This is a genomic window from Collinsella sp. LCP21S3_C7 (assembly GCF_052118485.1).
Classification (GTDB): Bacteria; Actinomycetota; Coriobacteriia; order Coriobacteriales; family Coriobacteriaceae; genus Collinsella.
In genome coordinates this window covers 156,105-179,323 of record NZ_JBQKHC010000001.1, presented here as the reverse complement: position 1 = coordinate 179,323, position 23,219 = coordinate 156,105, and the positions used below count along the sequence as shown (strand labels likewise).

Annotated in this window: 22 protein-coding genes and 1 riboswitch; of the genes, 14 read left to right on the top strand and 8 right to left on the bottom strand. The window is 59.6% G+C overall.

What is annotated here, in order from left to right; genetic code table 11:
• The first annotated feature begins 111 nt into the window (after positions 1 to 111).
• The 4 genes from ACTQ1E_RS00850 to ACTQ1E_RS00835 all read left to right on the top strand — a co-directional run bounded on the left by ACTQ1E_RS00850 (position 112) and on the right by ACTQ1E_RS00835 (position 5,702).
• Positions 112 to 2,091: an NAD(+) synthase gene (locus ACTQ1E_RS00850; RefSeq protein WP_441564395.1), complete on the top strand. Its 1,980-nt coding sequence runs from the start codon at positions 112 to 114 to the stop codon at positions 2,089 to 2,091.
• A gap of 118 nt (positions 2,092 to 2,209) precedes the next feature.
• A complete protein-coding gene (locus tag ACTQ1E_RS00845; protein ID WP_427718501.1) occupies positions 2,210 to 3,373 on the top strand; it encodes a pyridoxal phosphate-dependent aminotransferase in 1,164 nt (387 codons plus the stop codon).
• Between the two features lie 201 nt (positions 3,374 to 3,574).
• Complete coding sequence (locus ACTQ1E_RS00840) at positions 3,575 to 4,525, top strand: L-lactate dehydrogenase (protein ID WP_441563179.1); 951 nt, start codon at positions 3,575 to 3,577, stop codon at positions 4,523 to 4,525.
• Positions 4,526 to 4,697: 172 nt separating this feature from the next.
• Positions 4,698 to 5,702: a nucleoid-associated protein gene (locus tag ACTQ1E_RS00835; RefSeq protein WP_118377194.1), complete on the top strand. Its 1,005-nt coding sequence runs from the start codon at positions 4,698 to 4,700 to the stop codon at positions 5,700 to 5,702.
• 246 nt (positions 5,703 to 5,948) lie between these two features.
• On the opposite strand, the gene dapD is transcribed toward ACTQ1E_RS00835, so the two are convergent.
• The 3 genes from dapD to dapA are packed head-to-tail and all read right to left on the bottom strand — an operon-like array spanning position 5,949 to position 9,750.
• Entirely contained in the window at positions 5,949 to 6,668 is a 720-nt protein-coding gene (gene dapD / locus ACTQ1E_RS00830; protein WP_441040967.1) for a 2,3,4,5-tetrahydropyridine-2,6-dicarboxylate N-acetyltransferase, read from the bottom strand.
• A gap of 39 nt (positions 6,669 to 6,707) precedes the next feature.
• Entirely contained in the window at positions 6,708 to 7,448 is a 741-nt protein-coding gene (gene dapB, locus ACTQ1E_RS00825; RefSeq protein ID WP_441564394.1) for a 4-hydroxy-tetrahydrodipicolinate reductase, read from the bottom strand.
• Positions 7,441 to 9,750 (bottom strand): 4-hydroxy-tetrahydrodipicolinate synthase, encoded by a 2,310-nt coding sequence (dapA, locus tag ACTQ1E_RS00820; RefSeq protein ID WP_441564393.1) that lies wholly within the window; start codon positions 9,748 to 9,750, stop codon positions 7,441 to 7,443. Before dapA ends, dapB begins: the two co-directional genes overlap by 8 nt.
• A 65-nt stretch (positions 9,751 to 9,815) precedes the next feature.
• A riboswitch (Lysine riboswitch) is annotated at positions 9,816 to 9,984 on the bottom strand.
• 144 nt (positions 9,985 to 10,128) lie between these two features.
• Here dapA and ACTQ1E_RS00815 point away from each other — a divergent pair.
• From ACTQ1E_RS00815 to ACTQ1E_RS00805, 3 genes are all read left to right on the top strand, one after another.
• A complete protein-coding gene (locus tag ACTQ1E_RS00815) occupies positions 10,129 to 11,316 on the top strand; it encodes an N-acetyldiaminopimelate deacetylase (protein ID WP_441564392.1) in 1,188 nt (395 codons plus the stop codon).
• Positions 11,317 to 11,416: 100 nt separating this feature from the next.
• A complete protein-coding gene (locus ACTQ1E_RS00810) occupies positions 11,417 to 11,698 on the top strand; it encodes a type II toxin-antitoxin system RelE/ParE family toxin (RefSeq protein WP_427747940.1) in 282 nt (93 codons plus the stop codon).
• The gene (locus tag ACTQ1E_RS00805; protein WP_427727846.1) at positions 11,670 to 12,011 is read left to right on the top strand and encodes a HigA family addiction module antitoxin; all 342 of its coding nucleotides are present in this window, start codon (positions 11,670 to 11,672) and stop codon (positions 12,009 to 12,011) included. Before ACTQ1E_RS00810 ends, ACTQ1E_RS00805 begins: the two co-directional genes overlap by 29 nt.
• Before the next feature lie 415 nt (positions 12,012 to 12,426).
• Here the strand turns inward: ACTQ1E_RS00805 and ACTQ1E_RS00800 are convergent, their stop codons facing one another.
• Positions 12,427 to 12,720: a hypothetical protein gene (locus tag ACTQ1E_RS00800; RefSeq protein WP_427794863.1), complete on the bottom strand. Its 294-nt coding sequence runs from the start codon at positions 12,718 to 12,720 to the stop codon at positions 12,427 to 12,429.
• 131 nt (positions 12,721 to 12,851) lie between these two features.
• On the opposite strand from ACTQ1E_RS00800, the gene ACTQ1E_RS00795 reads away from it, so the two are divergent.
• From ACTQ1E_RS00795 to ACTQ1E_RS00775, 5 genes are all read left to right on the top strand, one after another.
• Entirely contained in the window at positions 12,852 to 13,346 is a 495-nt protein-coding gene (locus ACTQ1E_RS00795) for a hypothetical protein (protein WP_427794864.1), read from the top strand.
• A gap of 252 nt (positions 13,347 to 13,598) precedes the next feature.
• Positions 13,599 to 13,772, top strand: coding sequence for a hypothetical protein (locus tag ACTQ1E_RS00790; protein WP_441564391.1), 174 nt, complete (start codon positions 13,599 to 13,601; stop codon positions 13,770 to 13,772).
• Between the two features lie 172 nt (positions 13,773 to 13,944).
• Positions 13,945 to 14,487 (top strand): DUF4352 domain-containing protein, encoded by a 543-nt coding sequence (locus ACTQ1E_RS00785; protein WP_154517316.1) that lies wholly within the window; start codon positions 13,945 to 13,947, stop codon positions 14,485 to 14,487.
• A 39-nt stretch (positions 14,488 to 14,526) separates the two neighbouring features.
• The gene (locus ACTQ1E_RS00780) at positions 14,527 to 14,949 is read left to right on the top strand and encodes an XRE family transcriptional regulator (protein WP_154517313.1); all 423 of its coding nucleotides are present in this window, start codon (positions 14,527 to 14,529) and stop codon (positions 14,947 to 14,949) included.
• Positions 14,950 to 15,047: 98 nt separating this feature from the next.
• Positions 15,048 to 16,427 (top strand): serine/threonine protein kinase, encoded by a 1,380-nt coding sequence (locus ACTQ1E_RS00775; RefSeq protein ID WP_441564390.1) that lies wholly within the window; start codon positions 15,048 to 15,050, stop codon positions 16,425 to 16,427.
• Positions 16,428 to 16,464: 37 nt separating this feature from the next.
• Here the strand turns inward: ACTQ1E_RS00775 and ACTQ1E_RS00770 are convergent, their stop codons facing one another.
• Together ACTQ1E_RS00770 and ACTQ1E_RS00765 are read right to left on the bottom strand one after the other, a co-directional pair.
• On the bottom strand, positions 16,465 to 17,598 hold the full coding sequence (locus ACTQ1E_RS00770; protein WP_427718477.1) for a coiled-coil domain-containing protein: 1,134 nt from the start codon (positions 17,596 to 17,598) through the stop codon (positions 16,465 to 16,467).
• Positions 17,599 to 17,832: 234 nt separating this feature from the next.
• Entirely contained in the window at positions 17,833 to 18,129 is a 297-nt protein-coding gene (locus tag ACTQ1E_RS00765) for a hypothetical protein (RefSeq protein ID WP_441564389.1), read from the bottom strand.
• A 257-nt stretch (positions 18,130 to 18,386) separates the two neighbouring features.
• Here ACTQ1E_RS00765 and ACTQ1E_RS00760 point away from each other — a divergent pair, with 257 nt between their 5' ends.
• Together ACTQ1E_RS00760 and ACTQ1E_RS00755 are read left to right on the top strand one after the other, a co-directional pair.
• The gene (locus ACTQ1E_RS00760) at positions 18,387 to 19,643 is read left to right on the top strand and encodes an ATP-grasp domain-containing protein (protein ID WP_427748222.1); all 1,257 of its coding nucleotides are present in this window, start codon (positions 18,387 to 18,389) and stop codon (positions 19,641 to 19,643) included.
• 85 nt (positions 19,644 to 19,728) lie between these two features.
• Positions 19,729 to 20,475, top strand: coding sequence for an aspartate/glutamate racemase family protein (locus tag ACTQ1E_RS00755; RefSeq protein WP_229770678.1), 747 nt, complete (start codon positions 19,729 to 19,731; stop codon positions 20,473 to 20,475).
• A gap of 194 nt (positions 20,476 to 20,669) precedes the next feature.
• Here the strand turns inward: ACTQ1E_RS00755 and ACTQ1E_RS00750 are convergent, their stop codons facing one another.
• Together ACTQ1E_RS00750 and ACTQ1E_RS00745 are read right to left on the bottom strand one after the other, a co-directional pair.
• A complete protein-coding gene (locus tag ACTQ1E_RS00750) occupies positions 20,670 to 21,416 on the bottom strand; it encodes an energy-coupling factor transporter transmembrane component T family protein (RefSeq protein WP_427727867.1) in 747 nt (248 codons plus the stop codon).
• Entirely contained in the window at positions 21,409 to 23,175 is a 1,767-nt protein-coding gene (locus ACTQ1E_RS00745; protein ID WP_441564388.1) for an ABC transporter ATP-binding protein, read from the bottom strand. The genes ACTQ1E_RS00750 and ACTQ1E_RS00745 overlap by 8 nt, the downstream gene beginning before the upstream one ends.
• Positions 23,176 to 23,219 lie beyond the last annotated feature (44 nt).

Sequence of the window (23,219 nt, the reverse complement as noted above, 5' to 3'; positions counted from 1 at the left end):
TCAACTCATCAATAGCTCACCAAATTGGTGGGATGCGGTTACACCCGGCGGTTGAACTACAATAGGGCTTGCTAATTGTTGTGAATGGCGTCTACGCACGGGAGCATTCTTATGAATCTTCACCTTTCTCAGTCTGATGGCTTTTTGCGTGTGGCGGCGGCCTCGCCGCGGATTCGCGTGGCCGATGTCGAGGGCAATGCCGAGGTTGCGTTGGCGGCTGTTCGCGAGGCGGTCGAGCGCGGTGTCCGTGCTCTGGTGCTGCCCGAGCTCAACTTGTGCGGCTATACCGCGGCCGACCTGTTTCATAACCGCACATTACTGCATACCTGCGAGACCGCACTGGCACATATTCTCGATGAAACCCGCGAGCTGCCGATTGTCTTTACCATCGGTCTTCCCGTTGCGGTGGCCGAGAATATCTACAACTGTGCCGCCGTGTGCTGTGCGGGCGAGCTTTTGGGCCTCACGGCCAAGAAGTATCTGCCCAACTATGGCGAGTTCTATGAGCGCCGTTGGTTTGCTCCGGCGCCCGCCGATCCCGTGTGGGTTGAGTTTGCCGGTCAGGGTCCGGTTCCGCTGGGTTCGGGGCTTGTCTACCGCTGCTGTGATGAGGGCGCCGAGGATTTGGTACTCGGTATTGAGGTCTGCGAGGACCTGTGGGTGCCGGCGCCCCCTTCGACCGAGATGGCGCTTGCCGGTGCGACGGTGATCCTCAATCTGTCGGCCTCGGACGAGATTATCGGTAAGGCAGACTATCGCCGCAGCCTCATCTCCAATCAGAGTGCGCGCCTGTACTGTGCCTATGCCTATGCAGACGCGAGCGAGGGCGAGTCCACGACCGACATGGTCTTTGCAGGCGAGAACCTCGTCTACGAAAACGGCTCGAAGCTCGCCGCCACGAAGCTCCTCACCTGCGATATGGCGGTGGCCGACGTTGACCTCGACCGTCTGGTTGCCGAGCGCCGTCGTTCGACCACGTGGAGACGCGCGGACGATGGGCCGGAGGCCACGATTGTTGAGTTTTCGTTTGAGGGCGTGCTGGCCGAAGAACCTGTCCTGCGTGATGCGCTCGACATCGACCGTGTCTTCCCCCGCGCGCCCTTTGTGCCGGCCGACCATGGTGACCTGGCCGGGCGCTGCGAGACGATCCTCGATCTGCAGACTGCGGGCCTCAAGACCCGCCTTGCCCACACGGGTACCAAGGCTGCGGTCATCGGCCTTTCGGGCGGCCTGGATTCCACGCTGGCACTGCTTGTGACCGCGCGTGCCTTCGATGCGCTGAGGCTGCCGCGCACGGGTATCACGGCGGTTTCCATGCCCGGCTTTGGCACGACACATCGCACCAAGTCCAATGCCGAGTCGCTCGCTCGCGACCTGGGCGTGAGCTTCCGCGAGGTTTCGATCCACACGGCCGTGGAGCAGCACTTCAAGGACATTGAGCACGACCCGGCAGTTCAGGACGTGACCTACGAGAACAGCCAGGCCCGCGAGCGTACGCAGATTCTGATGGATCTGGCCAACCAGGCTGGCGGTTTTGTTATCGGCACGGGCGACCTGTCAGAGCTGGCGCTCGGCTGGGCTACCTATAACGGCGACCACATGAGCATGTACGCCGTCAACGCGAGCGTGCCCAAGACGCTTGTGCGCCATCTGGTACGTTATGCCGCTGATGTCTTTGGCGGGCGTATTGCCGAGGTCTTGCTCGATATCCTCGATACGCCGGTGTCCCCCGAGCTTCTGCCGCCGACGGGCGACGGTGAGATTGCTCAGAAGACCGAGGATTTGGTGGGCCCGTACGAGCTGCACGATTACTTCCTCTATTACCTGCTGCGTTTTGGCTTTGAGCCGGGCAAGATCTACCGTATGGCGCTCAAGAGCTTTGAGGGTGTCTATGACGCCAAGACCGTCCACACGTGGTTGCGTACGTTCTATCGTCGCTTCTTTGCCCAGCAGTTTAAGCGCAGCTGTCTGCCCGATGGTCCCAAGGTGGGCTCGGTGACGCTCAGCCCGCGCGGCGATTGGCGTATGCCGAGTGACGCCAGCTCGCGTCTGTGGCTTGCGCGGATCGACGCGCTCAATCCAATTGACTAAGGTTGGCTAAATTGAACCAATACGGGGGTTGCAAGCGTTACACTTTTGCAATCTGATGGCCCGTATCGCGCGGCGCTCTTGTCGGAGCGCCGTATTTTTTATATCGAAAGGTGGCACCATGCAGGCATCGCAGCGTCTCGACCGCTTTGGCGCGGAGGTCTTCGCCTCGCTCAACAACAAACTTCTTGCGCTGAAGGCTCAGGGCAAGACCATTTACAACATGAGCGTGGGAACGCCCGACTTTAAGCCGTACGACCACGTGGTCGACGCGCTCACGCAGGCCGCCCAAAATCCCGAGATGTGGAAGTATTCCCTGCGCGACCTGCCCGAGCTTAAGCAGGCCGTGTGCGATTACTATGAGCGTCGCTTTGGCGTTTCGGGCATTACGCCGTCCATGGTGCAGTCGTGCAACGGCACGCAGGAGGGCGTGGGTCATTTGGGCCTGGCCCTGCTCGATCCGGGTGACACCATTCTGGTTCCCGATCCGTGCTATCCGGTCTTTGAGGCGGGCGCCAAGATCGCCGATGCCAAGCTCGAGTACTATCCGCTGGTGGCGGAGCACAATTACCTGCCCTATGTGGCGGGCATCGATCCCGAGGTGGCCGATCGTGCCAAGTACATGATCGTGTCGTTGCCCGCCAACCCGGTGGGCTCGGTGGGCACGCCCGAGGTCTACGAGGAGATCATCGCCTTCGCCCGCGAGCACGACCTGCTGATCGTCCATGACAACGCGTACTCCGACATCGTGTTTGACGGCGAGCCCGGCGGCAGTTTCTTGCAGTATCCCGGCGCGCTCGAGGTGGGCGTGGAATTCTTCTCGCTTTCCAAGTCGTTTAACGTCACCGGTGCGCGCATCGGCTTTTTGGTCGGCCGTGAGGATGTGGTCTCTGCCTTTGCCAAGCTGCGCAGCCAGATCGACTTTGGCATGTTCTTCCCGATTCAGAAGGCCGCCATCGCCTGCCTCAATGGTCCGCGCGATGAGGTCGAGGCGCAACGTCTGAAGTACCAGGAGCGCCGCGATGCCCTGTGCGACGGTCTTGAGGACCTGGGCTGGGAGCGTCCCAACGCGCATGGCTCTATGTTTGTGTGGGCCAAGCTTCCCGGTGGCCGCACCGATTCCATGGCGTTTTGCGAGGAGCTTATGGAGAAGGCCGGCGTTGTGGTGACGCCGGGCGCGAGCTTTGGCCCTTCGGGCGAGGGGCACGTGCGCATGGCGCTGGTCCTGCCGCCCGATCAGATCGCTTTGGCTGTCGAGGCCATCCGTGAGGCGGGCCTGTATTAGAAGACTATTTGGGCTCGTCAATAGCCCGAAACCGATTTCGTGCAGTTATTTTACGAATCCTGCAAACAATTTCGGTAAACGGTCGATTTTTGGCTGCGTATAGGAGCATAATCAAAGTCCCGATTGGATGTATTGGGATCACGGCAAGCCGTTCGGGTCGTTCCCGGGCGGCTTGTTTGTGGAGAGAGATGGGAGTTTCTAATGGTTAACGAGAAGAAGGTCGCTATTGTCGGCTGCGGTTTCGTCGGTTCGTCTTCGGCGTTCGCGCTGATGCAGAGTGGTCTGTTCTCCGAGATGGTTCTCATCGACGTGGACAAGAACCGCGCCGAGGGCGAGGCCCTGGATATTGCGCACGGCATGACGTTTGCCGAGCCGATGAAGATCTACGCCGGCGATTATTCTGATGTCGCCGACGCCGCCATGATCGTCGTCACCGCTGGCGCTGCTCAGAAGCCCGGTGAGACCCGCCTGGACCTGGTCAACAAGAACGTCAGCATCTTTAAGTCCATTATTCCCGAGATTAAGAAGTCTGGCTTCGACGGCATTCTGCTCATCGTCTCCAACCCGGTCGACGTTCTGACCTACGCCGCCATCAAGATGTCCGGTCTGCCCGAGGGCCATGTCATCGGCTCCGGCACCGTGCTCGACACCGGCCGTCTGCAGCAGATGCTCGGCGCTCACGTCGAGGTTGACCCGCGCGACGTTCAGGCCTACGTCATGGGCGAGCACGGCGACTCCGAGTTTGTCGCCTGGTCCAGCGCTCAGGTTGCCGGCGTGCCGCTGAACACCTTCTGCGAGCTTCACGGCCATCTGGAGCATGAGGCTGCCGAGAAGCGCATTGCCGAGGACGTCAAGAACTCCGCCTACACCATCATCGAGAAGAAGCACGCCACCTACTACGGTGTCGCTATGGCGGTAAAGCGCATCTGCACTGCCGTCATGCGTGACGAGCAGACTGTTCTGCCCGTCTCCTCGCTCATGGTGGGCGAGTACGGCCTGTCCGATCTTGCCATCTCCATGCCGACGGTCGTCGGTCGCGACGGTGTCATCTGCCGCGTTCCCGTGCCGCTGAACGATGACGAGCAGCATGAGCTCACCGCCTCCGCAAAGGCCCTCAAGGACATTATCGACAGCGTCGACTTTTCCTGCTAAATTCGGCTCGTATAAGCAACAGGCTACAACGAAGGCGTCCGGGCCCATGTGACCCGGGCGCTTTTTTATGCAAAGGGGACAGGCTTGTTTGCACCAATCTTCGATGCGCCTGGGTCGGACTCGACCGCTATACTGGTTCGTGCCAAAAGCGATCTAGAACGGAATGCCGTATATGAAAATCAATCACGCGATTCTGCATATCCTGGACTTTGACTCTGCCGTCAACGTCATGAGCCAGCGCGAGCTGGATATCGAAAGCCGTACCGTGCGCAGCTTTGTGACCACGCATCTGCGCCGCGCACGTACCTCGGCCGATAATAAGCGCGCCACGTTTGCGGAGAACTCTGCGTTTGGCGGCGAGCTCAAGGGCTATTTCTTTGGTGAGCGTGAGTTCGTGGACTTGTCTCAGCAGATTGCGGAGTTTATTTCCTCCGAGCTCACCAAGGCCGAGAAAGCCGAGTCCACCGACGTGCTGGTGGCGGACTTTGACGATGATGAAGATGCCCGCTGGTTTGCCGTGATGCTGCTGGGCTCCAAGCAGGCATTCATGCACGAGGTGGGTCGCGAAGAGGGCGAGGTTCGTAACGACATCGCGCGCCACTACGCCATTTTGCCAAACCCCTCGCAAAAGGTGCCGAGCTATGCCATCGTGCGCGCGAGCACCATGGAGATCGGCTACGTGGACAAGAAGCGCAAGATTGCCGGCGAGGATCGCATGCTCATTCCCGACGGCCTGCTGCAGTGCGACACGGGGGTTTCGGGTAAGGAGGTCATCGACACGGTGACGCGCGTGGTCGAGGAAGTCGCCGAAGAGCACGGCGCCAACACGGCCGTAGCGCTCGCCAAGGTCAAAGCCGCCGTTGCCGAGAAGGTTGAAGACGACGAGGAGCTGCCGCCTTGGGATATCGTCGATGAGGTCTTTGAGGACGAGCCGGTTATCAAGGAGAGCGTGCGTGCGGCGCTGACCGAGGAGAAGGTGCCCGAGCGCGTGCCCGTGGAGCGCAAGCAGGTCGAACGCGCGGCCGTACGCAATCACAAGATTCGTACCGACACGGGCATCGAGATCAGCTTCCCGGCCGAGATGGGTTCGAATTCCGAGTACATCGAGTTTGTCAACGAGCCCAACGGCCTCATCTCCATCGAGCTCAAAAACATCGGCAGCATCGAGAACCGATAAGTTGCGTTGCGCCTACAGCGGGAAAGCAAAGGCCGAAGCCCTGGATGGGGTTTCGGCCTTTTTACTTGGGGCTTAATCACGTTGCAGGTTGCGCATAAGTCAGCGAAAACGACCCAGAGCGAGCAAGGTGACGTGAAAGAGGAGGGCATTGACCTTCTGGCCATGCCCGACGATTGAACGTCAGATTGCCGCTCTGGGTCGTTTGGAGCGTCGAGCCGTTACGCGGTTTGGTAAAACCGCGTAACCCTACAGCTGGCGCAGGCCTTCCTCGAGACCGGTCTTGCTGTCGGTCTTCTCGTCGCGCATCTTGATGACGCGGGCGGGGACACCGGCCACGACGGCACCGGCGGGGACGTCCTCGACGCACACGGCGCCGGCGGCAACGACAGCACCCTTGCCCACGCGCACGCCTTCCAGGACCACAGCATTGGCGCCGATCATAACGTCGTCCTCGATGATGACGGGCGTGGCGCTGGCGGGCTCCACGACGCCTGCCAGCACGGTGCCGGCGCCAATGTGGCAGTTCTTGCCCACGGTGGCGCGACCGCCCAGCACGGCGCCCATATCGATCATGGAGCCTTCGCCAATGACGGCGCCGATGTTGATGATGGCGCCCATCATGATGACGGCACGGTCGCCGATCTCGACGCGGTCGCGGATGATCGCACCCGGCTCGATGCGGGCGTTGATGCCCTTGAGGTCGAGCATGGGCACGGCGGAGTTGCGGCAGTCGTTCTCCACATCGTAGTAGTCGATGGAATCGACGTTGGCGTCGAGGATTGCCTTGAGCTCATCCCAGTCGCCAAAGACGGTCTTGCCACGGCGGCCGCCGTAGACATGCGCACTGCCCCACTGGACCTTCATGCCCGGCTTTTCGCGCACGTACAGCTTGACGGGCGTCTTCTTGGGCGCGGTGGCGATATAGTTGATAATCTCCTGTGCATCCATTTCGGCTGCGTTGCTCATTTGCGGTCTCTCCTTTGGGTGGATCCGGTTGATGCCTGGTTAGGCAAACATGACCTGGTCGAACGTATAGAAGCCGGGTTCGCGGGTGACGAGCTTCTGCGCGGCTGCCAAGGCGCCGTTGACAAAGATCTGACGACTCGTGGCGCGATGCGTGAGCGTGACCTCCTCGTCCTGGCCAAAGAAACTCACTTCGTGCACGCCGGCGACAGTGCCACCGCGCAGCGAGTGCACGCCGATCTCCTTGGGGTCGCGCGCTCCGCACATGCCTTCGCGGCCATAGACGGGGTGGTAGCCTGCCTCGGGTTCGGCTTCGACGACGGCGTCGAGCAGCAACTTGGCAGTGCCGCTGGGGGCGTCGACCTTTTGGTTGTGGTGCGTCTCGACGATTTCGCAGTCAAAGCCGGGCAGCTCTCGCGTGGCCTGTGCCACCAGATGACGCAGGGCTGCGATACCGATGGAGTAATTGCCGGAGTGCATGACGCGGGTGCTCTGACCCAGCTCGCGCAGGCGATCCATCTGCTCGGGCGTATAGCCTGTGGTGCCCGAGACCAACGCCGCGCCCGTGCGCTCGACATAGGCGACGACGGCGTCGAAGGTCGCAACGTTCGAGAAGTCGATGATGACGTCGGCTGCCGGAGCGTTCTCGAGCTCGGACAAGTCGAAGCCGATCTGGGCGACGATGTCAAAAACGGGCTCTCCGGCAGCGTCGACAATACCCTCGGCGGTAGTGCGGATGAGCGAGCCCATGCGGCCCGTTCCCATAATGACGGTCTTAATCAAGTAGACCAGCTCCCTTCAGAGCATCGGTAAGTGCGGAGCGCGTATCGTCTGCCATGGGGCACAGCGGCATGCGGTAGTTTGCCTCGATCATACCCATCTGGGCGAGCGCTTCCTTGACGGGGATGGGGTTGACCTCGCTAAAGAGGGCATTGATGAGCGGCTGGCCGGCAATCTGGATATCGCGGGCACGTGCCACGTCACCGTCCAGATAGGCGCGGCACATGTCATGTACGAGCTGCGGCTGCACGTCGGCCCACACGCTGATGGTGCCCGAAGCACCCAAGCTCATGAGCGGCACGGTGAGCGCGTCCTCGCCCGAGTACATGCGGAAGTCGTCGGACAGCAGGTGGGCGATCTTGGCAGCGTAGGCGACGTTGCCCGAGGCTTCCTTAATACCCATGATGTTGGGGTGCGCGGCCAAGCGCTCCACGTTGCGCTCGCTGATGCCGCAGCCACAGCGGCCGGGGATGTTGTACAGGATGCAGGGGATGTCTACGGCATCGGCGACGGTCTTAAAGTGCTGGTAGATACCCTCTTCGTTGGATTTGTTGTAGTAGGGGGTAATGAGCAGCAGGCCGTCGGCTCCCAAGCCCTGGTAAGTGAGCGACTTGGTGAGCATGGTCTGCGTGGAGTTGGAGCCCGAGCCGGCGATGACGGGGACGCGTCCTGCAACCTGCTTGACCACCGCGGCGACAACGGAGTTGTCCTCGTCGTCGGTCATCGTGGCGCTCTCGCCGGTGGTGCCCAGGACGAGGATGGCGTCGGTGCCATTTTGCAGGTGGAAATCGATAAGGCGCTCGAGTGCATCAAAGTCGACACTGCCGTCCTTTTTAAACGGCGTAACCAGGGCGACGATTGAGCCCTCGAGATTGCGGATGTCCATGTTCTTCTCCTTCGCTTCGGCGATCTGGATGCGCTTGTTCCATTGGGCGGCGACTGCCAGGCGCTCGTCTTGGGCGCGGCGGCGGGCACTTTCGGCGCGCGACTTGGCCAACAGTTCTCGGCCGCACGGCAGCACGTCGAGCGTGGCAAAGTAATCGCCCGGGCGCTCGGCGCGGCGGATGAGGTCGGCCGCGCCATCGGGGCGCAGCAGGACCTCGGCGGAGCGCAGCCGTCCGTTGTAGTTGTAGCCCATGGAGTAGCCATGCGCACCGGTATCGTGGATTACAAGCAGGTCGCCCATGTCGATATGCGGTAGCTCGCGATCGATGGCGAACTTGTCGTTGTTCTCGCACAGATTGCCCGTGATGTCATAGGTGTTCGTGACGGGCGCTGTGCCCTTGTCGGCGCCGCCCGGCTGACCCATCACCGTAATGTGGTGGTAGGCACCATACATGGCGGGGCGGATCAAATCGACGGCGCTTGCATCGACACCGATATAGTCCTTGTAGATCTGCTTCTCGTGGATGGCCTTGGTGACCAGGCAGCCGTAGGGGCCCATCATAAAGCGGCCCATCTCGGTGTAGATTGCCACATCGCCCATGCCTGCGGGGACCAGGATCTCGTCGTATGCCGCGTGCACTCCCTCGCCGATGGCGTGAATGTCGTTGGCCTGCTGCTCGGGCAGGTAGGGGATGCCGACGCCGCCGGATAGATTGATGAAGGCGACGTGTGCGCCGGTCTCGCGCTCCAGGCGCACGGCAAGCTCAAAGAGGATGCGCGCGAGCTTGGGGTAGTAGTCGTTGGTGACGGTGTTGCTGGCAAGGAAGGCGTGGATGCCAAAGTCCTCGGCACCCTTGGTCTTGAGCATACGGAAGGCCTCGAAGAGTTGCTCGGTGGTCATGCCGTATTTGGAGTCGCCGGGGTTGTCCATGATGCCGTTGGAGAGCTGGAACAGGCCGCCCGGATTAAAGCGGCAGCTGACCGTCTTGGGGATGGGCCCCGCAACACGCTCAAAGAACTCGATGTGGCTGATGTCGTCAAAGTTGACGATGGCACCCAGCTTGTCGGCGAGTTCAAAGTCCGCAGCCGGCGTGTCGTTGGACGAGAACATGATGTCGTGCCCCGTGATACCCAGCGAGCGGGCGATCATGAGCTCGGTATAGCTCGAGCAATCGCAGCCGCAGCCGTATTCGTTGAGAATGGAGATGAGTGCCGGGTTGGGGTTGGCCTTGACGGCAAAGTATTCCTTAAAGCCCGGGTTCCACGCAAAGGCGTCGCGCACCTCTTGCATGTTGCGGCGGATGCCCGCCTCGTCGTATAGATGAAACGGCGTGGGGAACTGCTCGACGATATGCTCGAGCGTCTCCTTGTCCACAAACGGCTGCTTGGCCGCATATGCCTCGTTGGGGGTCAATGCCATGTCCCGTAAACCTCGCTATCCAGACGGCGCCATCTGCGCATCGAATCCGCATAGCGTGGACCCAATGTCCGGATAGCGCTCCCGCATTGCTGCAGACAGTCCTGTGGGTGTTTCCCACAGGCCCACCAGGTTGTTCGTGCCCGAAAAACCCAGTTCGGCGGGTTTCGCCTCCCCGCGGGGTCAAAGCCTGCCGGCTCACCCGCGGCTCTTCGTGCCCGCGCCTCTATCAAGTGGTAAAGACCCTATCACGTTGCACTTTACCAAACAAGAGTATTCGTATATAACGTTTAAAAAATGCAGGGATATGCTGGAAACATGTGCGCCACAATCCTGTATCACAATAAGTTGCAACAGATGTGCCTCACGAAGGGATCCTCTATGACCGAGCTCCAAGAACTCCGTCGCTATCGCCGCGATCTCCATCGCATTCCGGAGCTCGATTTCGATCTTCCGCAAACCATTGCCTATATCGAGGGCGTGCTGGCACCGCTCACCTGCGAAGTGACCCATCCGTGCCCCAGCTGCGTCTGCGCTTTCTTCGACGCCGGCGTTGATGCCGCGCATGCCACGGCGATTCGCGCCGATATGGATGCGCTGCCCATTGAGGAGGCGACAGGGGCGGCCTTTGCCTCGACCCATCCCGGCAAGATGCACGCTTGCGGACATGACGGTCACATGGCCATGGCACTTGCCGCCGCGACGTATGTCGACCGTACGATTCGCGAGCAGCCGGGCGCCATGAGGCGCAACGTGCTCTTTGTGTTCCAGCCGGCCGAGGAAACGACCGGTGGTGCCAAGACGGTATGCGAGAGCGGCGTGTTCGAGCGCTATGGGGCCGACCGCATTTTTGGCTTCCATGTGTGGCCCGATCTGCCTGCCGGCACGTTGGCGAGCTGTTCCGGTCCGCTGCTGGCGCGTTCGAGCGAGACGCATATCTATATTCACGGTACGAGCATCCATATTGCTAAGACCTATGGCGTGCCGGTCGAGGAGTCGCACGATGCCGCGTTGGCGGCAGCGAAGTTTTTGGTTGCCGAGCGCGAGCTGATGGACGAGCTGGGCGGCGACGAGCCCTGCATCGGCAAGTTTGGTCTGCTGCAGGCCGGTACGGTTTGCAACGCGGTGGCGGGGGAGGCCCATGTGGCCGGAAGCCTGCGTGTGTTTACGGACGGCATGTTCGACCGGGCGCGCGAAGGCGTGCGCCGCGTGCTTGATGAGGCATGCGCTGCAACGGGCTGCACGTACGATCTCGACTTTGCCGAGGGCTATCCGCCGGTCAACAACGACCCCGAGTTGTTTGCCTGTGTCGCGCCTGCCTTGCCCGGCCTGCAGCTTGTGGAGGAGCCGCTGTTAATTGCCGAGGACTTTGCGTTCTATCAGCGCCATCTGCCGGGCGTATTCTTCTTGTTGGGCACGGGTGTGCCGGAGGGTCAAGAAAACCCGAGCGATTCGGATGGCTGTCCCGCCTATGCCACGAGCGCCCTTCACACCGATACCATGCTCTTTGACGAGGGAATTTTGCTCAAGGGCCTCGATGTCTACAAACGATTGCTTTTGCTTGGTTAATCGGCGCTGGCGCATGTTCTAGAAAATACGAACAAATGTACGGTATAATAGAGATGTATGTCTGTAGAAACGTTTGACGTTATTAACGTAAGGCGATACTATGATTGCATCGTACAAAGATGAGGATACCGAACGTTTTGCAATGGGTGTGCGGGTCAGGAGGTTCGTGCCCTTTGAGCGGGTCGCATTGAGGAAGATTCGTCAACTGCAGGTTTGTGCTTCACTTGATGACCTTCGCGTTCCTCCGGGCAATCGTCTTGAAGCGTTGAAGGGCGATCGCGCCGGCCAATATAGTATCCGTGTTAATGAGCGCTATCGGGTCTGCTTTGAGTGGAGACAGGGGATGGCTTGGAATGTCGAAATCGTCGATTATCACAAGTGATGAGACCGCGCCCGATTTGCTGTCACCGGTGACTCCTGGTGAACTTCTCAAAGAGGAATTTCTTGTTCCTATGGGCATTTCTCAATATCGTCTTGCTAAGGAGACCGGGATTCCGGCACAGCGTATTGGGCAGATTATTTTGGGGAGGCGTCGTGTTACGGCTGACACCGATCTTCGCCTTTGCCGCTACTTTGGCCTAACGGATGGTTATTGGCTGCGCGCCCAGATAGCGTTTGACCTCGAGGCGGAAAAGAGGCGCATCGAGCCGGAACTGGATAAGATCGTTCCTGTTCAGCAGGCTATCGCATTGTAGTGTTCAAAGATGTTGAGGTTGGAGTGACGATGGGGCGACGCCGACAGTCTGCCGTTTATAGTCCCGGTGGGTGTGGATGCGGCTTGTTGTTGCTTCCGGTTATTGCTGTGAGCATTGGCGTTATGTTTGCGCTTGCCGGGTTGGCGGCAGCGGCAGTTTGCTGTTGATCGTGGCTATTGGCGTGACGATTTGGCTCTGCCGCAATCGTGAGCAACGCCGTGCCGACGGTAAAACCAATGTCGGCGGGGGTCGTCTTCCTGATTATTGCGTACCCGCTGAGTGTCAGCTGCCTGGTGTTCTTTGTCCTGTTGATGATCAGTGCCTTTACCGGGGAATCCGTAACGGTGGGGTAGGCTTCGACGAGCTTCTTGAGGATGAAGCGAGGGGGCGGACCCTGAATGAACCGCGCCTCGCATCAACAAGTTTCATTCGTTGTGTAGCAATCCGAATGCGCAAGCGTTTGGCGCGAGAGCACCGCCGCCAGCAACACGGGGATGCAGGCCGCAATCGCCAGCCCCCATGCCAGCCCATCGCAAAAGCGCGTCAACGTCGAGCCTGACCACGGCCATTTCCTGCTCGAGTTTGTAGGCTCGCTCGATGTGAGCTCGTCGATCTTGAGCTCCATAACCGCGCGGCTGCGCGAGTTGGACTCGACCACTCCGATCGGTGTTGCAGTGACGCCGATGAGCGTCACTGCAATAGACTCCACTGGATCTCCTGGCAGGACATAGGTCAACTTGCGAGTGCATTATCCGCTGTGGTCACAAATCAGCTGGCAACTGAGTAATCGGCCTAAAGCACGGGGTAAAATACGCCAAAGAGGAAGGAATGGAGGCTGAAATGGAAGAGTTCGAGTTCAAGGACGAGCAGCAGGAAGAGAGCGTGAAGACAACGCTGACGGAAACCGACCTTGAGCTTGACGATGCGGAAAAGAAGCCTCTCATGCAGGCCACCCGAGAAAAGGTGGAAGCCATTCCCGATATCGTTAAGGAGGGCGCAGCGAAAGCCGTCCAATTCGTCAAAGAACATAAGAAGGGGATTGCCTGGGCGGCTGCCATTGGGGCTGTCGCCTACGTTGCCAACAACTCGCATGAGAAAGATCAGCTGCTGGAAAAGAATACTCGGCTGACGGAAGAAAACGCTCAGCTGTCAGACGATCTCGTAATAGAGCGCGAGGTCTCAGACCGTTTGGCATCGCGAGTGGTGGAGCTCGAGAATCTCTGCGATGAGAAAGACGACTATTTCCGAGAGACGATTTCGGACGGACTGCGTCATGGAAGTTCCCTCGCCGGAAAGCACATGGCCGACCGAAGGCAATATCTCAATGAGGGGTAGGCCGGTTCTTGCTACGCGCCATTACGCCCAACGCCTAGCCTGCAACGCTGGGGCGGCGCACTCATTCCTGGCAGCAGCGCAGGAAAGACGTCTGCGCAGCCGTCAGGGGTGCTATTTGGTTCAGTTCCAAGCCTCATCCAGCCGTCAGCTAACCCGCCTGCCCCTCGCCGTCGTCGCGGCGTATCGCGCCCATCGTCTGCTTTGAGCCGCAGGCCGTGTCATTGCCGCCCACGATGGCCTTGTGGTTGTTGAATGTGGTCGGGCCATGCGACCCTTGGGCGGTTCTCAGCCCGCATCTACCAGGATTCTGTCGAGCTCGTGCAAGCATCGAGCGTGCAGGGCATGCTCGAGAGCGTCGTCGTCCGTATGGACCACGCCGTGCAGGTTCGCCATGTCGGAAATCGAGGCAAGGCGCTGCAGGCGTAGAACCAGTAGTTCAAATCGATGTTGGCAAGCCTCGAGGTGTCATCGGCGATGGACACGCGCTTCATGCTCTTCTATATGGCAACCTTAGCTCTCAGCTAATGAATTCAAGTTTAATCCTTCCTACGATGTGCTGTGTACCGGCGCGGTAGCCGGATCGTAGGAAGGATGCATAATGAAAAAGCTCGAAAACGAAGTGCTGCTGAGCCGTCGCGCTGCACTTGGCGCATTCGCCACCGTCGCCTTGGGGACTGCCGGTCTTCTTGCCGGTTGTGGTAGCGATAAGGCGACCGTCACCGAGGACGCTGGCGATGGCGACAAGAAGGAAGAGGCGAAGAAGGAAGAGCAGCCTACGACTGACCTGGCGGTTGGCACGACGGTGACCACGGCTGCCGGTCTTTCCGTCGTTGTCGATTCCGTCCAGCCCGGCCTTACTAATTATGACGGTTCGACCATGACGGGCATTCACGTCACGTACGTCAACAATGGCGATGAGGGTGCAGATTACAATATCTACGACTGGAAGGGCGAGGACGCCAACGGCGCCCAACAGAATCAGGGTTACTACAGCGAGGGCTCCGATGAGCTGCAGTCTGGTACCCTTTCCGCCGGTGGCTCCGTGGCGGGCAATATCTACTTTGATGGCGATATCAAGAAGGCACTGTATTTTGCCAACATGTTTGATAAGTCTGCCACTGCAAGCTGGGTGCTGGCCTAGCATGTCGCTACCGTTGCGCCGGATGGGAGGTGAAGTCGTATGCCCGATAAAAAGCTGACCGAGGAGTTGCTCAATGAGCTTCTCGATGCGCCGAACATCGATGGCTATATCAGGGAGCACGACTTTGCCGCCCCGTCGCTTTCGGATTACCTGAAGCAGCTACTGCAGGAAAAGGGCTTGGAGCGCTCGCGCGTGGTTCGTATGGCCGATCTCAATGAGACCTTTGGCTATCAGATCTTTACCGGTGCGCGTCATCCGAGTCGCAATAAGGTACTGCAGATTGCCTTTGCGATGGCGCTGACGCTCAAAGAGACCAACCGTGCGCTGACGGCTGCCGGGGTAAGCGTCCTTAACTGCAAGGACCGCCGCGATGCGATTATCATCTTTTGCATCGATCGCGGGTGCAGCCTCCAAAAGGTCAACGAGGAGCTGTATCGCTTTGGCGAGGAGACGGTGAATTAGCCGCTGATATCTGAGCCGGCGGAGCTGTCGAACAACGATGCAAACGAACGGGGCGCGGATGCCATGGGGTGTCTGCGCCCTGCGCTATGATGGAGGCTATGGATACTCAGACCCCAACATATTCCAATGACGAGCTGACCGCAGCGCTTGCCGAGCACCTGGCGTCGCTCGATTGCGACGACAGCTATCGCGTGGAGCGTGTACTTAAGCGCTCGTCCGTTGAAACAACCGAGCTCGTGTACTTTGAAGGAACCGGCGGTGGTTCGCTCGGTCCCTTTGTCCGTAAACGCATCGATGCTTCGGCTCAAATCGGCGGGGCATACGAGCGTCTGTTTGCCGCTCAGCGGGCAGGCAGGCGTTTTGAGCACCTGCCCAGAATCGTCGATTGTCGTCGTGCGGGCGACGAGCTCAACGTGGTTATGGAATACATAGAAGGGGAGACACTCGGGGCACTGGTGGACCGTCTGGGATCCGCTCCCGATTATGCGCGTGAATTGTATCCTGTCCTTTGCGACGCCGTGGGCGAGCTCCATGCCGGTTTTGCAATGGTGGGGGAGGCTTCGGCGCCGGTGATCCATCGCGACCTCAAGCCGTCGAATATCATCGTGACAGGTGCCAACTATACGCCTGATGACGGCCTGACGTTTTCATCGCTGGTGATTATCGACTTGGGGATCGCGCGCGTGTGGCGCGATGGCGCCGATGCCGATACTGTCAAGTTTGGGACACGGCCCTATGCGCCTCCCGAGCAGTATGGGTTTGGACAGACGAGCGTGCGAAGCGACGTCTACGCGCTCGGTGCCCTGCTGTTCTTTTGTTTGACGGGAGTCGACCCCAAGCCGGGTCGGGACATGCGCGAACAATGCGAGGCATGCGGCGTTCCCGGCCCATTGGCCGATGTCGTTTGCATGGCGATGGCGCTCGATCCGGCCAAGCGCTTTGCAAGTGCGGAAGCGTTGGGACGGGCGACGCGCGCGGCATACGATCTGAGTCGCCCCGTGCGGCCTCCTGCGCCTGCGCCTGTCCGTACTCCGGCCTCGGAGAAGTTGTTGACGCCCCAAGGGCTCCAGAACCCCGCAAGGCTTCCTAGGCCTGCCACCTCCGCTGCATGCGGTCTGCTCTCTCGCGTTCCGGAGTCCCTGGGGCGCATTTGGAATACGCTCGTCTGCTTCTCGCTGCTTGTGTTCTTTGCCGGAAGTCACTTTGCCGTCTTTCAACCCACGGGAGCAAACCAAAGCTACCCGACGTGGCTTCTCATAATCGAGTATTTTTTCTTTGTCGATGGCCTTATGGCGCTTATGCATTTTGCGGTGCTCGATAAGCGCCGTCTTCGTCGGCGATTCGCAGTGCTCGACAGCTATCGCGGCAAGAAGCTCGCGAAACTCTGGCTCAAGGCATTGGGTGTGCTGCTCCTATGCATGATCGTCATAGTCGCAGTTGCCAATGCGACCGGCGTCGTCGATACCTCCGCTACCTAAAAGAAAAGGGCCCCATTGGGGCCCTTTGCAGTTGCACTTAGATGCGGTTCATCTGAGCGGCGACTTTGTTGTACCAGTCCTGCCACGTGGGTGGGCAGTACTTTTTGGCCGCAGCCGGGGTAAGGGTGGAGCCGTAGTTGGCGCCCAGATAGGCAACGTGAGCGAAGATGCCCTCGCTCCAGCTGCCAAAGCTGCGCCAACCGCCGCCACGTGCACTCCAGCCCCAGGCGTTGTAAGAATTGGCGCAATAAGCACCCTTGGTGCTCTCGATGCAGGCGATGGCGGGGGACCAACGGGGGTCGACGCCGGTATTCCAAGCGGCGACGGCAAAGTTATAGCCCTGGCCTGCCATAGGGGAGCCGGCGAGGTAATTGTCGATGCGGCTCGTCCACTCATTAATGAACGAATCGTAATCGGAACTACCGGTGTTGGCGTTGTTCACCGTGGTGTCGATGGTGGTGTTGGCGTTGGTGGCCTGGCTGCTGGAATTGCTGCCGCTCACGCCCTCGCCCGAGAGCTTTTCGGCGGCAGCGGCCTTATCGGCCTCAAGCTTGGCAAGCTCGGCGGCATTTTCCTGCTCGGCTTTTGCCTGTGCCTCGCTGCGGAGCTGCTGGGCCTGCGCCAGCGCATCCTCGGCGTTTTTCTGCTCTGCCTCAAGCTGAGACTTGGCCTGCTGGAGCTCGGCCTTGTTCTGCTCGAGTTCGGTTTGCATGTTATTGAGCTCTTCGATCTCGTCGACGCTCGAGCTTGTGATCTGGTTGGTGTATTTGCAGGTCGTGATGAACTCACCCAGGCTCTGTGCGTTGACCAGGAAGCTCACGATGGGGTTGGTGCCCTTCTGGTACTTGTACAGATCGCGCATGGCGGTGCATGCCTTTTCCTGCTGATCGGGAAGCTTCGCCTCGATCTTTTCGATACTTGCCTCGTTGGCGTCAATCTGCTTCTGCAGATCGCCGAGCTTGGTGCGGGCATCGTTGTAGGCGCTCGTGGCGGCTTCGATCTTCTGCTGGGCGGCGGCAAGCTGATCCTGCGTTGCCTGCGAGGCGGCATACGCCGCGACGGGGGAGAGCATCGGCGTGGCCGTCAACGCAACGGCGAGCGCGGCGCTCGTGATGATACGAGCCGGCTTCGACGCGATGAGCGCTGCGGTGCGATGATTCGAATGCTGCATCCAGTCCCTCTGCAATCAATCGTAGGTTATTGTTCCTCAGGTATTCTACTACTGCTTTCGACCTCAACTTGAACCTTAAAGGTTTTAAAGGGTCAAGTTGAACTTGAGACTTTGGCTTTGACCTGCAGTTATATCGAATTGTTGAGAAACCATAGAGTTCAACTTTAACGTTACGGGGGCCTGTTTGGGACGGGCTTTGGACTGTGAAAGCTATCTCAACGTTGGGGTTTGTGGCTATAAGGTCCCATTGCGGCGAGCTTGCCCTACTTTGTTGAGCGCCTGGGCGGGGGTGAACGAACAGGTGCCGTCGCCGAGTTTGATTACCCTGATGTTGTCCCCGGCGTGGGCATCGGAGACGAGGCCAAACTGCTCGATGGCGGTATCGTGTCCGCCGGCGACGGGCGTCTTGCGCGTGCTTTTGTGCGCCGATGTATCGATGGAGGTGATGTAGGCGGCGCCGTCGTAAGCGTCGTTTGCGGTGCGCAGAGGATCAGTCGCTTGCGCGCTGCGCCAACTCGCGTTTTGCGGCATCGAGGATGGGGTTATCGGTTGGAAGGTCCTGGAGCACGCGTGCGCCTTTCACTCGGGGGTATCAATATGCTGAACCCTACAACAACGGTGGGTTCATTGCCGTTTGTCATACGGCGGTGAGTGCGGCCTTCATGCTGGATAATTGCGTTGATTGTCATAGATACAGTGGAGCTTTAGGAGGAAACGGTCCGGCACGCTAAAATAAACGGGTTGCATAAAGACCGCCCGTCGTGGGCAGTTCTAGATAGGAAGTTTCCATGGCATTGCAGTTTACAGAGCGCGAGTTTATCCCCGTGCTGCTCGGCGGCGACATCAACGCCTATTCGGTGGCGCGCGCCTTTTACGAGGAGTATCAGGTCAAGAGCCTGGTCTTTGGCAAGTACCAGACCGGTCCTGCGTACCGCAGCCAGATTATCGACTACACGCCCAATGTTGATATCGACACCATGCCGGTCATGATCGAGACCATTAACGGTGTCGCGCAGGCCAATCCCGATAAGAAGATTATTCTCATGGGCTGCGGCGACAACTATGTCGCGCTTGCCGCACAGGCTCAGGATGCCGGCGAGCTTGCCTCAAACGTCATCGCGCCCTATGCGCCCTACAGCATGCTCGAACAGTGCCAGAAGAAGGAAATCTTCTACGAGCTGTGCGAGAAGCACGGTGTTCCCTATCCGCATACGTTTACCTTTACCATGGCCATGCTCAACGCCCAGGGAGAGGCTCCTGCCGAGGTGCTCGACCAGATCGATTTTCCCTTCCCGATGATCCTGAAGCCTTCCGACGGCATCATGTGGTGGGAGCACGAGTTCGAGGGCCAGAAAAAGGCCTACGAGATCGCCGATCGCGCCGAGCTGGAGCAGGTCATTCGCGACGTATATGCGAGTGGCTACACCGATGATCTGATCCTGCAGGATCGCGTGCCCGGCAACGACGAGTACATGCGCGTGCTTACCAGCTATTCCGACCGTAACGGCAAAGTGCGCATGATGTGCCTGGGCCACGTGCTGCTCGAGGAGCACCAGCCTCACGGCGTTGGCAACCACGCCTGCATCATCACCGAGCCCAATGACGAGCTCATGGGCGGCGTGCGCAAGTTGCTCGAGGACCTCAAGTTTACGGGCTTCTCCAACTTTGACGTCAAATACGACGAGCGCGACGGTTCGTTTAAGTTCTTCGACTTCAACACTCGCCAGGGCCGCAGTAACTACTACGTCACCAACAGTGGCTTTAACGTTGCCAAGTACGTAGTGGACGAGTATGTGTACAACCGCCCGTTTGAGCCCGAGTTTGTGACGGCGCAGAACGAGGCGCTGTGGATGGTTGTCCCCATGGGCGTGGTCGATAAATACGTCAAGGATCCCGAGCTGCGCGCTAAGGCGCATCGCCTGGTCAAGGAGGGTAAGGCCGCCGACCCCTCGTTTATGAAGGGCGACTTTGTCTTTAACCGCTGGCTGCGCATGTGGCACACCAAGCTGCGTCACTTTAAGCTGTTTAAGACGTATTACAAATAGGATGAACGTCGCGCCCGCCCGGTTTGTATCGGACGGGCGCGGGTATGATACGCGCAATGCTGCGAGCGTCACCAAGGAGGCGGCGATGGAAAAGCTGGGAGTTATCGGCGGTATGGGCGCCGAGGCCACGTCGTATTACTACGACCAGGTGGTGCGTCACACGGCGGCCGCCCGCGATCAGGAACATATCGACATGGTGGTGCTCTCTAAGTCGACCATGCCCGACCGCACGCTGGCCATTAAGACCGGCGACCATACCGAGCTGCTGGCGACCATGAAGGAATGCGCGCAGGCGCTCGAGACGCTGGGCTGCGCGCACATTGCCATTCCCTGCAACACGTCGCACTACTTCTACGATCAGATTCAGTCGTTTACCTCGGTCCCCATCATCCATATGCCGCGCGAGTCGGTGCGCTATGCGCTTGCCGGCGTGGTGATGGGGGAGTGTGAGTTCGACCCCAACTTGAGCATGCCGGCCGAGCCGGTGCGCAAGATCGGCATCATGGGTACCGATGGCACCGTGGGTGCCGGCGTCTACGGTCGCGAGTGCGAGGCGGCGGGCGTCGAAGTCGTCTATCCCAGCGAGAAGCGCCAGGCCGATGTGATGTCGCTTATTTACGATGACGTGAAGGCAGGACGCGAGCCCGATATGGATAAGTTTGATCGTGTGATGTGGGAGTTTGCCCGCAGCGGCTGCGACCGCGTCATTCTGGCCTGCACGGAGCTTTCGGTGCTGCAAAAGTATCGCGAGATGCCCGAGATCACCCTCGACGCCATGGACGTTTTGGTACGCGAGTCCATCATCCGCAGCGGCGCCCCCTACCGCCTGTAGCTCTCGACCTGCCAAAAAGGGACAGGTTTATTTTGGTAGGTTTTATCTGGGAAAACAGTAAAGGCCTCGGCTCGTTTGTGCGAGCCGGGGCCTTTTGCATTTTGCGGTTGCTGCTTGGTGCTGGAGCTTAAAGGACGAGACTGACATTTGCCCATATAAAACCGACCAAAATAAACCTGTCCCTTTTTGGCAGGTTAGAACAAGAATCCGAGGACGATGAGGGCAATGCTGGCAATAAGTATGGCAATGTCCATTCCCTTAATGGGATAGCGCTTGTACGAGCTCGCGCGCGTACGCAGATAAAAGCCACGTTGCTCGGCCGCCAGGGCAGTGGCATCGGTCTTGCCCACGGAGCTCACCAGCAGCGGCACGCAGAGCGGTAGCATGAGCTGAATCTTCTTGAGGGGGTTCTTGGTGTCGTATTCAACGCCGCGCGCGGTCTGCGCCTCCATGATGGCGTTCATCTCCTGGCTAAAGACCGGTACAAAGCGCAGTGCCGTGGTAAACGTGAACGCATAGCGGTACGGCACGTGCAGCACCTCCACGCAAGCGTTAGCGAGATCGCCGAGCTGCGTGATGGTGAGCATGAGGATGAGCGGCAGTGCCACGCCGAGCAGGCGAAGCGCCGCCTTGGTGCCGGTGATAAGACCATCTGTGGTAATCCAGGCAAAGATGGGGGCTCCGGTGCGGATAAAGGCGGTCTGCAGGACCAGCATGATTAGTGAGAGCGGCACCATGAGCTTGACGAGCGAGACTAGGCCTGCGGTCGATTTGGCGTAGATGCCCAAGATAAAAGTCAGCACAAGCAGGGCGATCAGGAGCACATAAGTGTCGCCGAGGAAGGTCGCCAAGATAATAGCCGCGGCCAGGGCTAGCTTGGTCACGGGGTTCAGCCGGTGCAGCAGTGAGTCTCCGGGCACGTAGTCGATCACGTTAGTCATGCTTGAGCATCTCCTTTACCAGGTCGACCAGATCGGAGACCTGACTGATTCCGGCGAATCGGGGCGAAACGTCGCGCGCGAGTTCTTTGGACAGGGCCACAACCTGCGGTGGCTCCACGTAGGCGGCGCGCATGAGGGCATCGTCGGCGAAGATCCGGTTCGCGTCGCCGCGCTCGAGGATGCGTCCGTCTGCCATGACTACCAGGCGCTGGGCAAAGTCCGAGACGACCTCCATGTCGTGGCACACCATGATCACGGCGCAGCCGCGCTCGGCCATCTCGCTCACCGTCTCCATCACGGTCATGCACTCGCGGTAATCGAGGCCGCTCGTGGGCTCATCGAGCAGAACCACCTGTGGATCGAGCACAACCACGGACGCTAGGGCGACCATCTGTCGCTGTCCGCGCGAAAGCGAGAACGGCGATTCGTCCAAGGGGAGCCCAAAGCGCTCCGCCGCCACCCGTGCACGCTGGCGGGCCTCGTCGGTGCCGACACCGTGCAGTTCAAGACCAAAGGCAACCTCGTCGAGTACGGTGTCGCGGCAGAGCTGGCGGTCGGGGTTCTGGAACAGCGTCGCGCATTTTGCAGCGATCGCGCTGGTGGGGACGTCGGCGGTGTTCATCCCCGCCATACGCACGGTTCCCGACGCTGGATGCAGAAGGCCGTTCAACAGCTTGGTGAGCGTGGTCTTGCCAGCACCGTTCTGGCCGATGATGCCTACGAGCTCGCCGGGATAGACGCACATGTTGAGGTCGCTGACCGAGGCACCGCCATGCGGGTAGGCAAAGGTCACATCGGTGAGTTCGACTACTGGCTCCTGATTGACGCCGCGGGGAACCGCCGGGATATGGGGAGAGGTCTCGGGCACATCGGCGGGCGCGTCCTTGCTCGTTGCATCCGCAAGTAAGGACGAGATAAGCTGGTGCGCTTCGGAAACATTGAGGCAGGGCGCCTGATCGCTCGGCAACAGACCCACTTCTGCCAGGCTGTTTGCGATGCGCGCGACGCGGGGACTGTCGACGCCCATCTGGCGCAGCTCGCTTGCGTGGGCAAAGACCTGGTGGGGTTCGCCGTCAAACGCGAGCTTGCCGTCTGCCATGACGAGGACGCGGCTGCAGTATTTCGACAACAGCGCGACCTTCTGCTCGATAACAACCACGGTGATGCCGTGTTCGCGGTTGATCTGGCGCAGCGTGTCAAAAACGAGCGTGGAGCTTGCCGGGTCGAGCGCTGCCGTGGGCTCGTCGAGCACGAGCACGTTGGGCGCCATGGCGATGATCGCGGCGATTGCGACTTTCTGCTTCTGCCCGCCCGAAAGCGTGGCAATCTCGCGGTGGCGCAGGTCGCTAATGCCGACGGTCGTCAGCGTCTGACTGATGCGCTCCTCGATTTGATCGTGCGGTATGCCAAAGTTCTCGAGGCCAAAGAGCATCTCGTCTTCAACGATGGGCGCAACCATCTGGGCATCGATGTCCTGCAGCACGCTTCCCACCACGCGCGAGATATCCGTGAGGGTGATCTCGCAGGTGTCGCGGTCATCGACGAGCGTGGCTCCAAAGAGCTGGCCGGTGTAATGGTGGGGGATGGCTCCGCTCATAACGGCGGCAAGCGTCGATTTGCCGGCGCCTGAGGGGCCGATGACGCCCACAAACTCACCCTTTTCGATGGCGAGTGAGACGTGATCGAGGGCATTCTGCGCCTCGTGCCCATAGGAAAATGAGACGTCATCGAGCTTGATGATGGTATTGCTGGAGCTCATGGGGGCCTTTCTATCGTAAAAGAGCACCGGCCGCAAAACGAACG

What these genes read in the sequence shown, in the direction of transcription:
- dapA (WP_441564393.1), bottom strand. Translation starts at nt 9,750, where the DNA reads ATGGCATTGACCCCCAACGAGGCATATGCGGCCAAGCAGCCGTTTGTG.
- ACTQ1E_RS00750 (WP_427727867.1), bottom strand. Translation starts at nt 21,416, where the DNA reads ATGACTAACGTGATCGACTACGTGCCCGGAGACTCACTGCTGCACCGG.
- ACTQ1E_RS00745 (WP_441564388.1), bottom strand. Translation starts at nt 23,175, where the DNA reads ATGAGCTCCAGCAATACCATCATCAAGCTCGATGACGTCTCATTTTCC.
- ACTQ1E_RS00755 (WP_229770678.1), top strand. Translation starts at nt 19,729, where the DNA reads ATGGAAAAGCTGGGAGTTATCGGCGGTATGGGCGCCGAGGCCACGTCG.
- ACTQ1E_RS00815 (WP_441564392.1), top strand. Translation starts at nt 10,129, where the DNA reads ATGACCGAGCTCCAAGAACTCCGTCGCTATCGCCGCGATCTCCATCGC.
- ACTQ1E_RS00845 (WP_427718501.1), top strand. Translation starts at nt 2,210, where the DNA reads ATGCAGGCATCGCAGCGTCTCGACCGCTTTGGCGCGGAGGTCTTCGCC.
- ACTQ1E_RS00760 (WP_427748222.1), top strand. Translation starts at nt 18,387, where the DNA reads ATGGCATTGCAGTTTACAGAGCGCGAGTTTATCCCCGTGCTGCTCGGC.
- ACTQ1E_RS00835 (WP_118377194.1), top strand. Translation starts at nt 4,698, where the DNA reads ATGAAAATCAATCACGCGATTCTGCATATCCTGGACTTTGACTCTGCC.
- ACTQ1E_RS00790 (WP_441564391.1), top strand. Translation starts at nt 13,599, where the DNA reads ATGTGGTCGGGCCATGCGACCCTTGGGCGGTTCTCAGCCCGCATCTAC.
- dapD (WP_441040967.1), bottom strand. Translation starts at nt 6,668, where the DNA reads ATGAGCAACGCAGCCGAAATGGATGCACAGGAGATTATCAACTATATC.
- ACTQ1E_RS00765 (WP_441564389.1), bottom strand. Translation starts at nt 18,129, where the DNA reads ATGCCGCAAAACGCGAGTTGGCGCAGCGCGCAAGCGACTGATCCTCTG.
- ACTQ1E_RS00795 (WP_427794864.1), top strand. Translation starts at nt 12,852, where the DNA reads ATGGAAGAGTTCGAGTTCAAGGACGAGCAGCAGGAAGAGAGCGTGAAG.
- ACTQ1E_RS00785 (WP_154517316.1), top strand. Translation starts at nt 13,945, where the DNA reads ATGAAAAAGCTCGAAAACGAAGTGCTGCTGAGCCGTCGCGCTGCACTT.
- ACTQ1E_RS00805 (WP_427727846.1), top strand. Translation starts at nt 11,670, where the DNA reads ATGTCGAAATCGTCGATTATCACAAGTGATGAGACCGCGCCCGATTTG.
- ACTQ1E_RS00770 (WP_427718477.1), bottom strand. Translation starts at nt 17,598, where the DNA reads ATGCAGCATTCGAATCATCGCACCGCAGCGCTCATCGCGTCGAAGCCG.
- ACTQ1E_RS00780 (WP_154517313.1), top strand. Translation starts at nt 14,527, where the DNA reads ATGCCCGATAAAAAGCTGACCGAGGAGTTGCTCAATGAGCTTCTCGAT.
- ACTQ1E_RS00775 (WP_441564390.1), top strand. Translation starts at nt 15,048, where the DNA reads ATGGATACTCAGACCCCAACATATTCCAATGACGAGCTGACCGCAGCG.
- ACTQ1E_RS00840 (WP_441563179.1), top strand. Translation starts at nt 3,575, where the DNA reads ATGGTTAACGAGAAGAAGGTCGCTATTGTCGGCTGCGGTTTCGTCGGT.
- ACTQ1E_RS00810 (WP_427747940.1), top strand. Translation starts at nt 11,417, where the DNA reads ATGATTGCATCGTACAAAGATGAGGATACCGAACGTTTTGCAATGGGT.
- ACTQ1E_RS00850 (WP_441564395.1), top strand. Translation starts at nt 112, where the DNA reads ATGAATCTTCACCTTTCTCAGTCTGATGGCTTTTTGCGTGTGGCGGCG.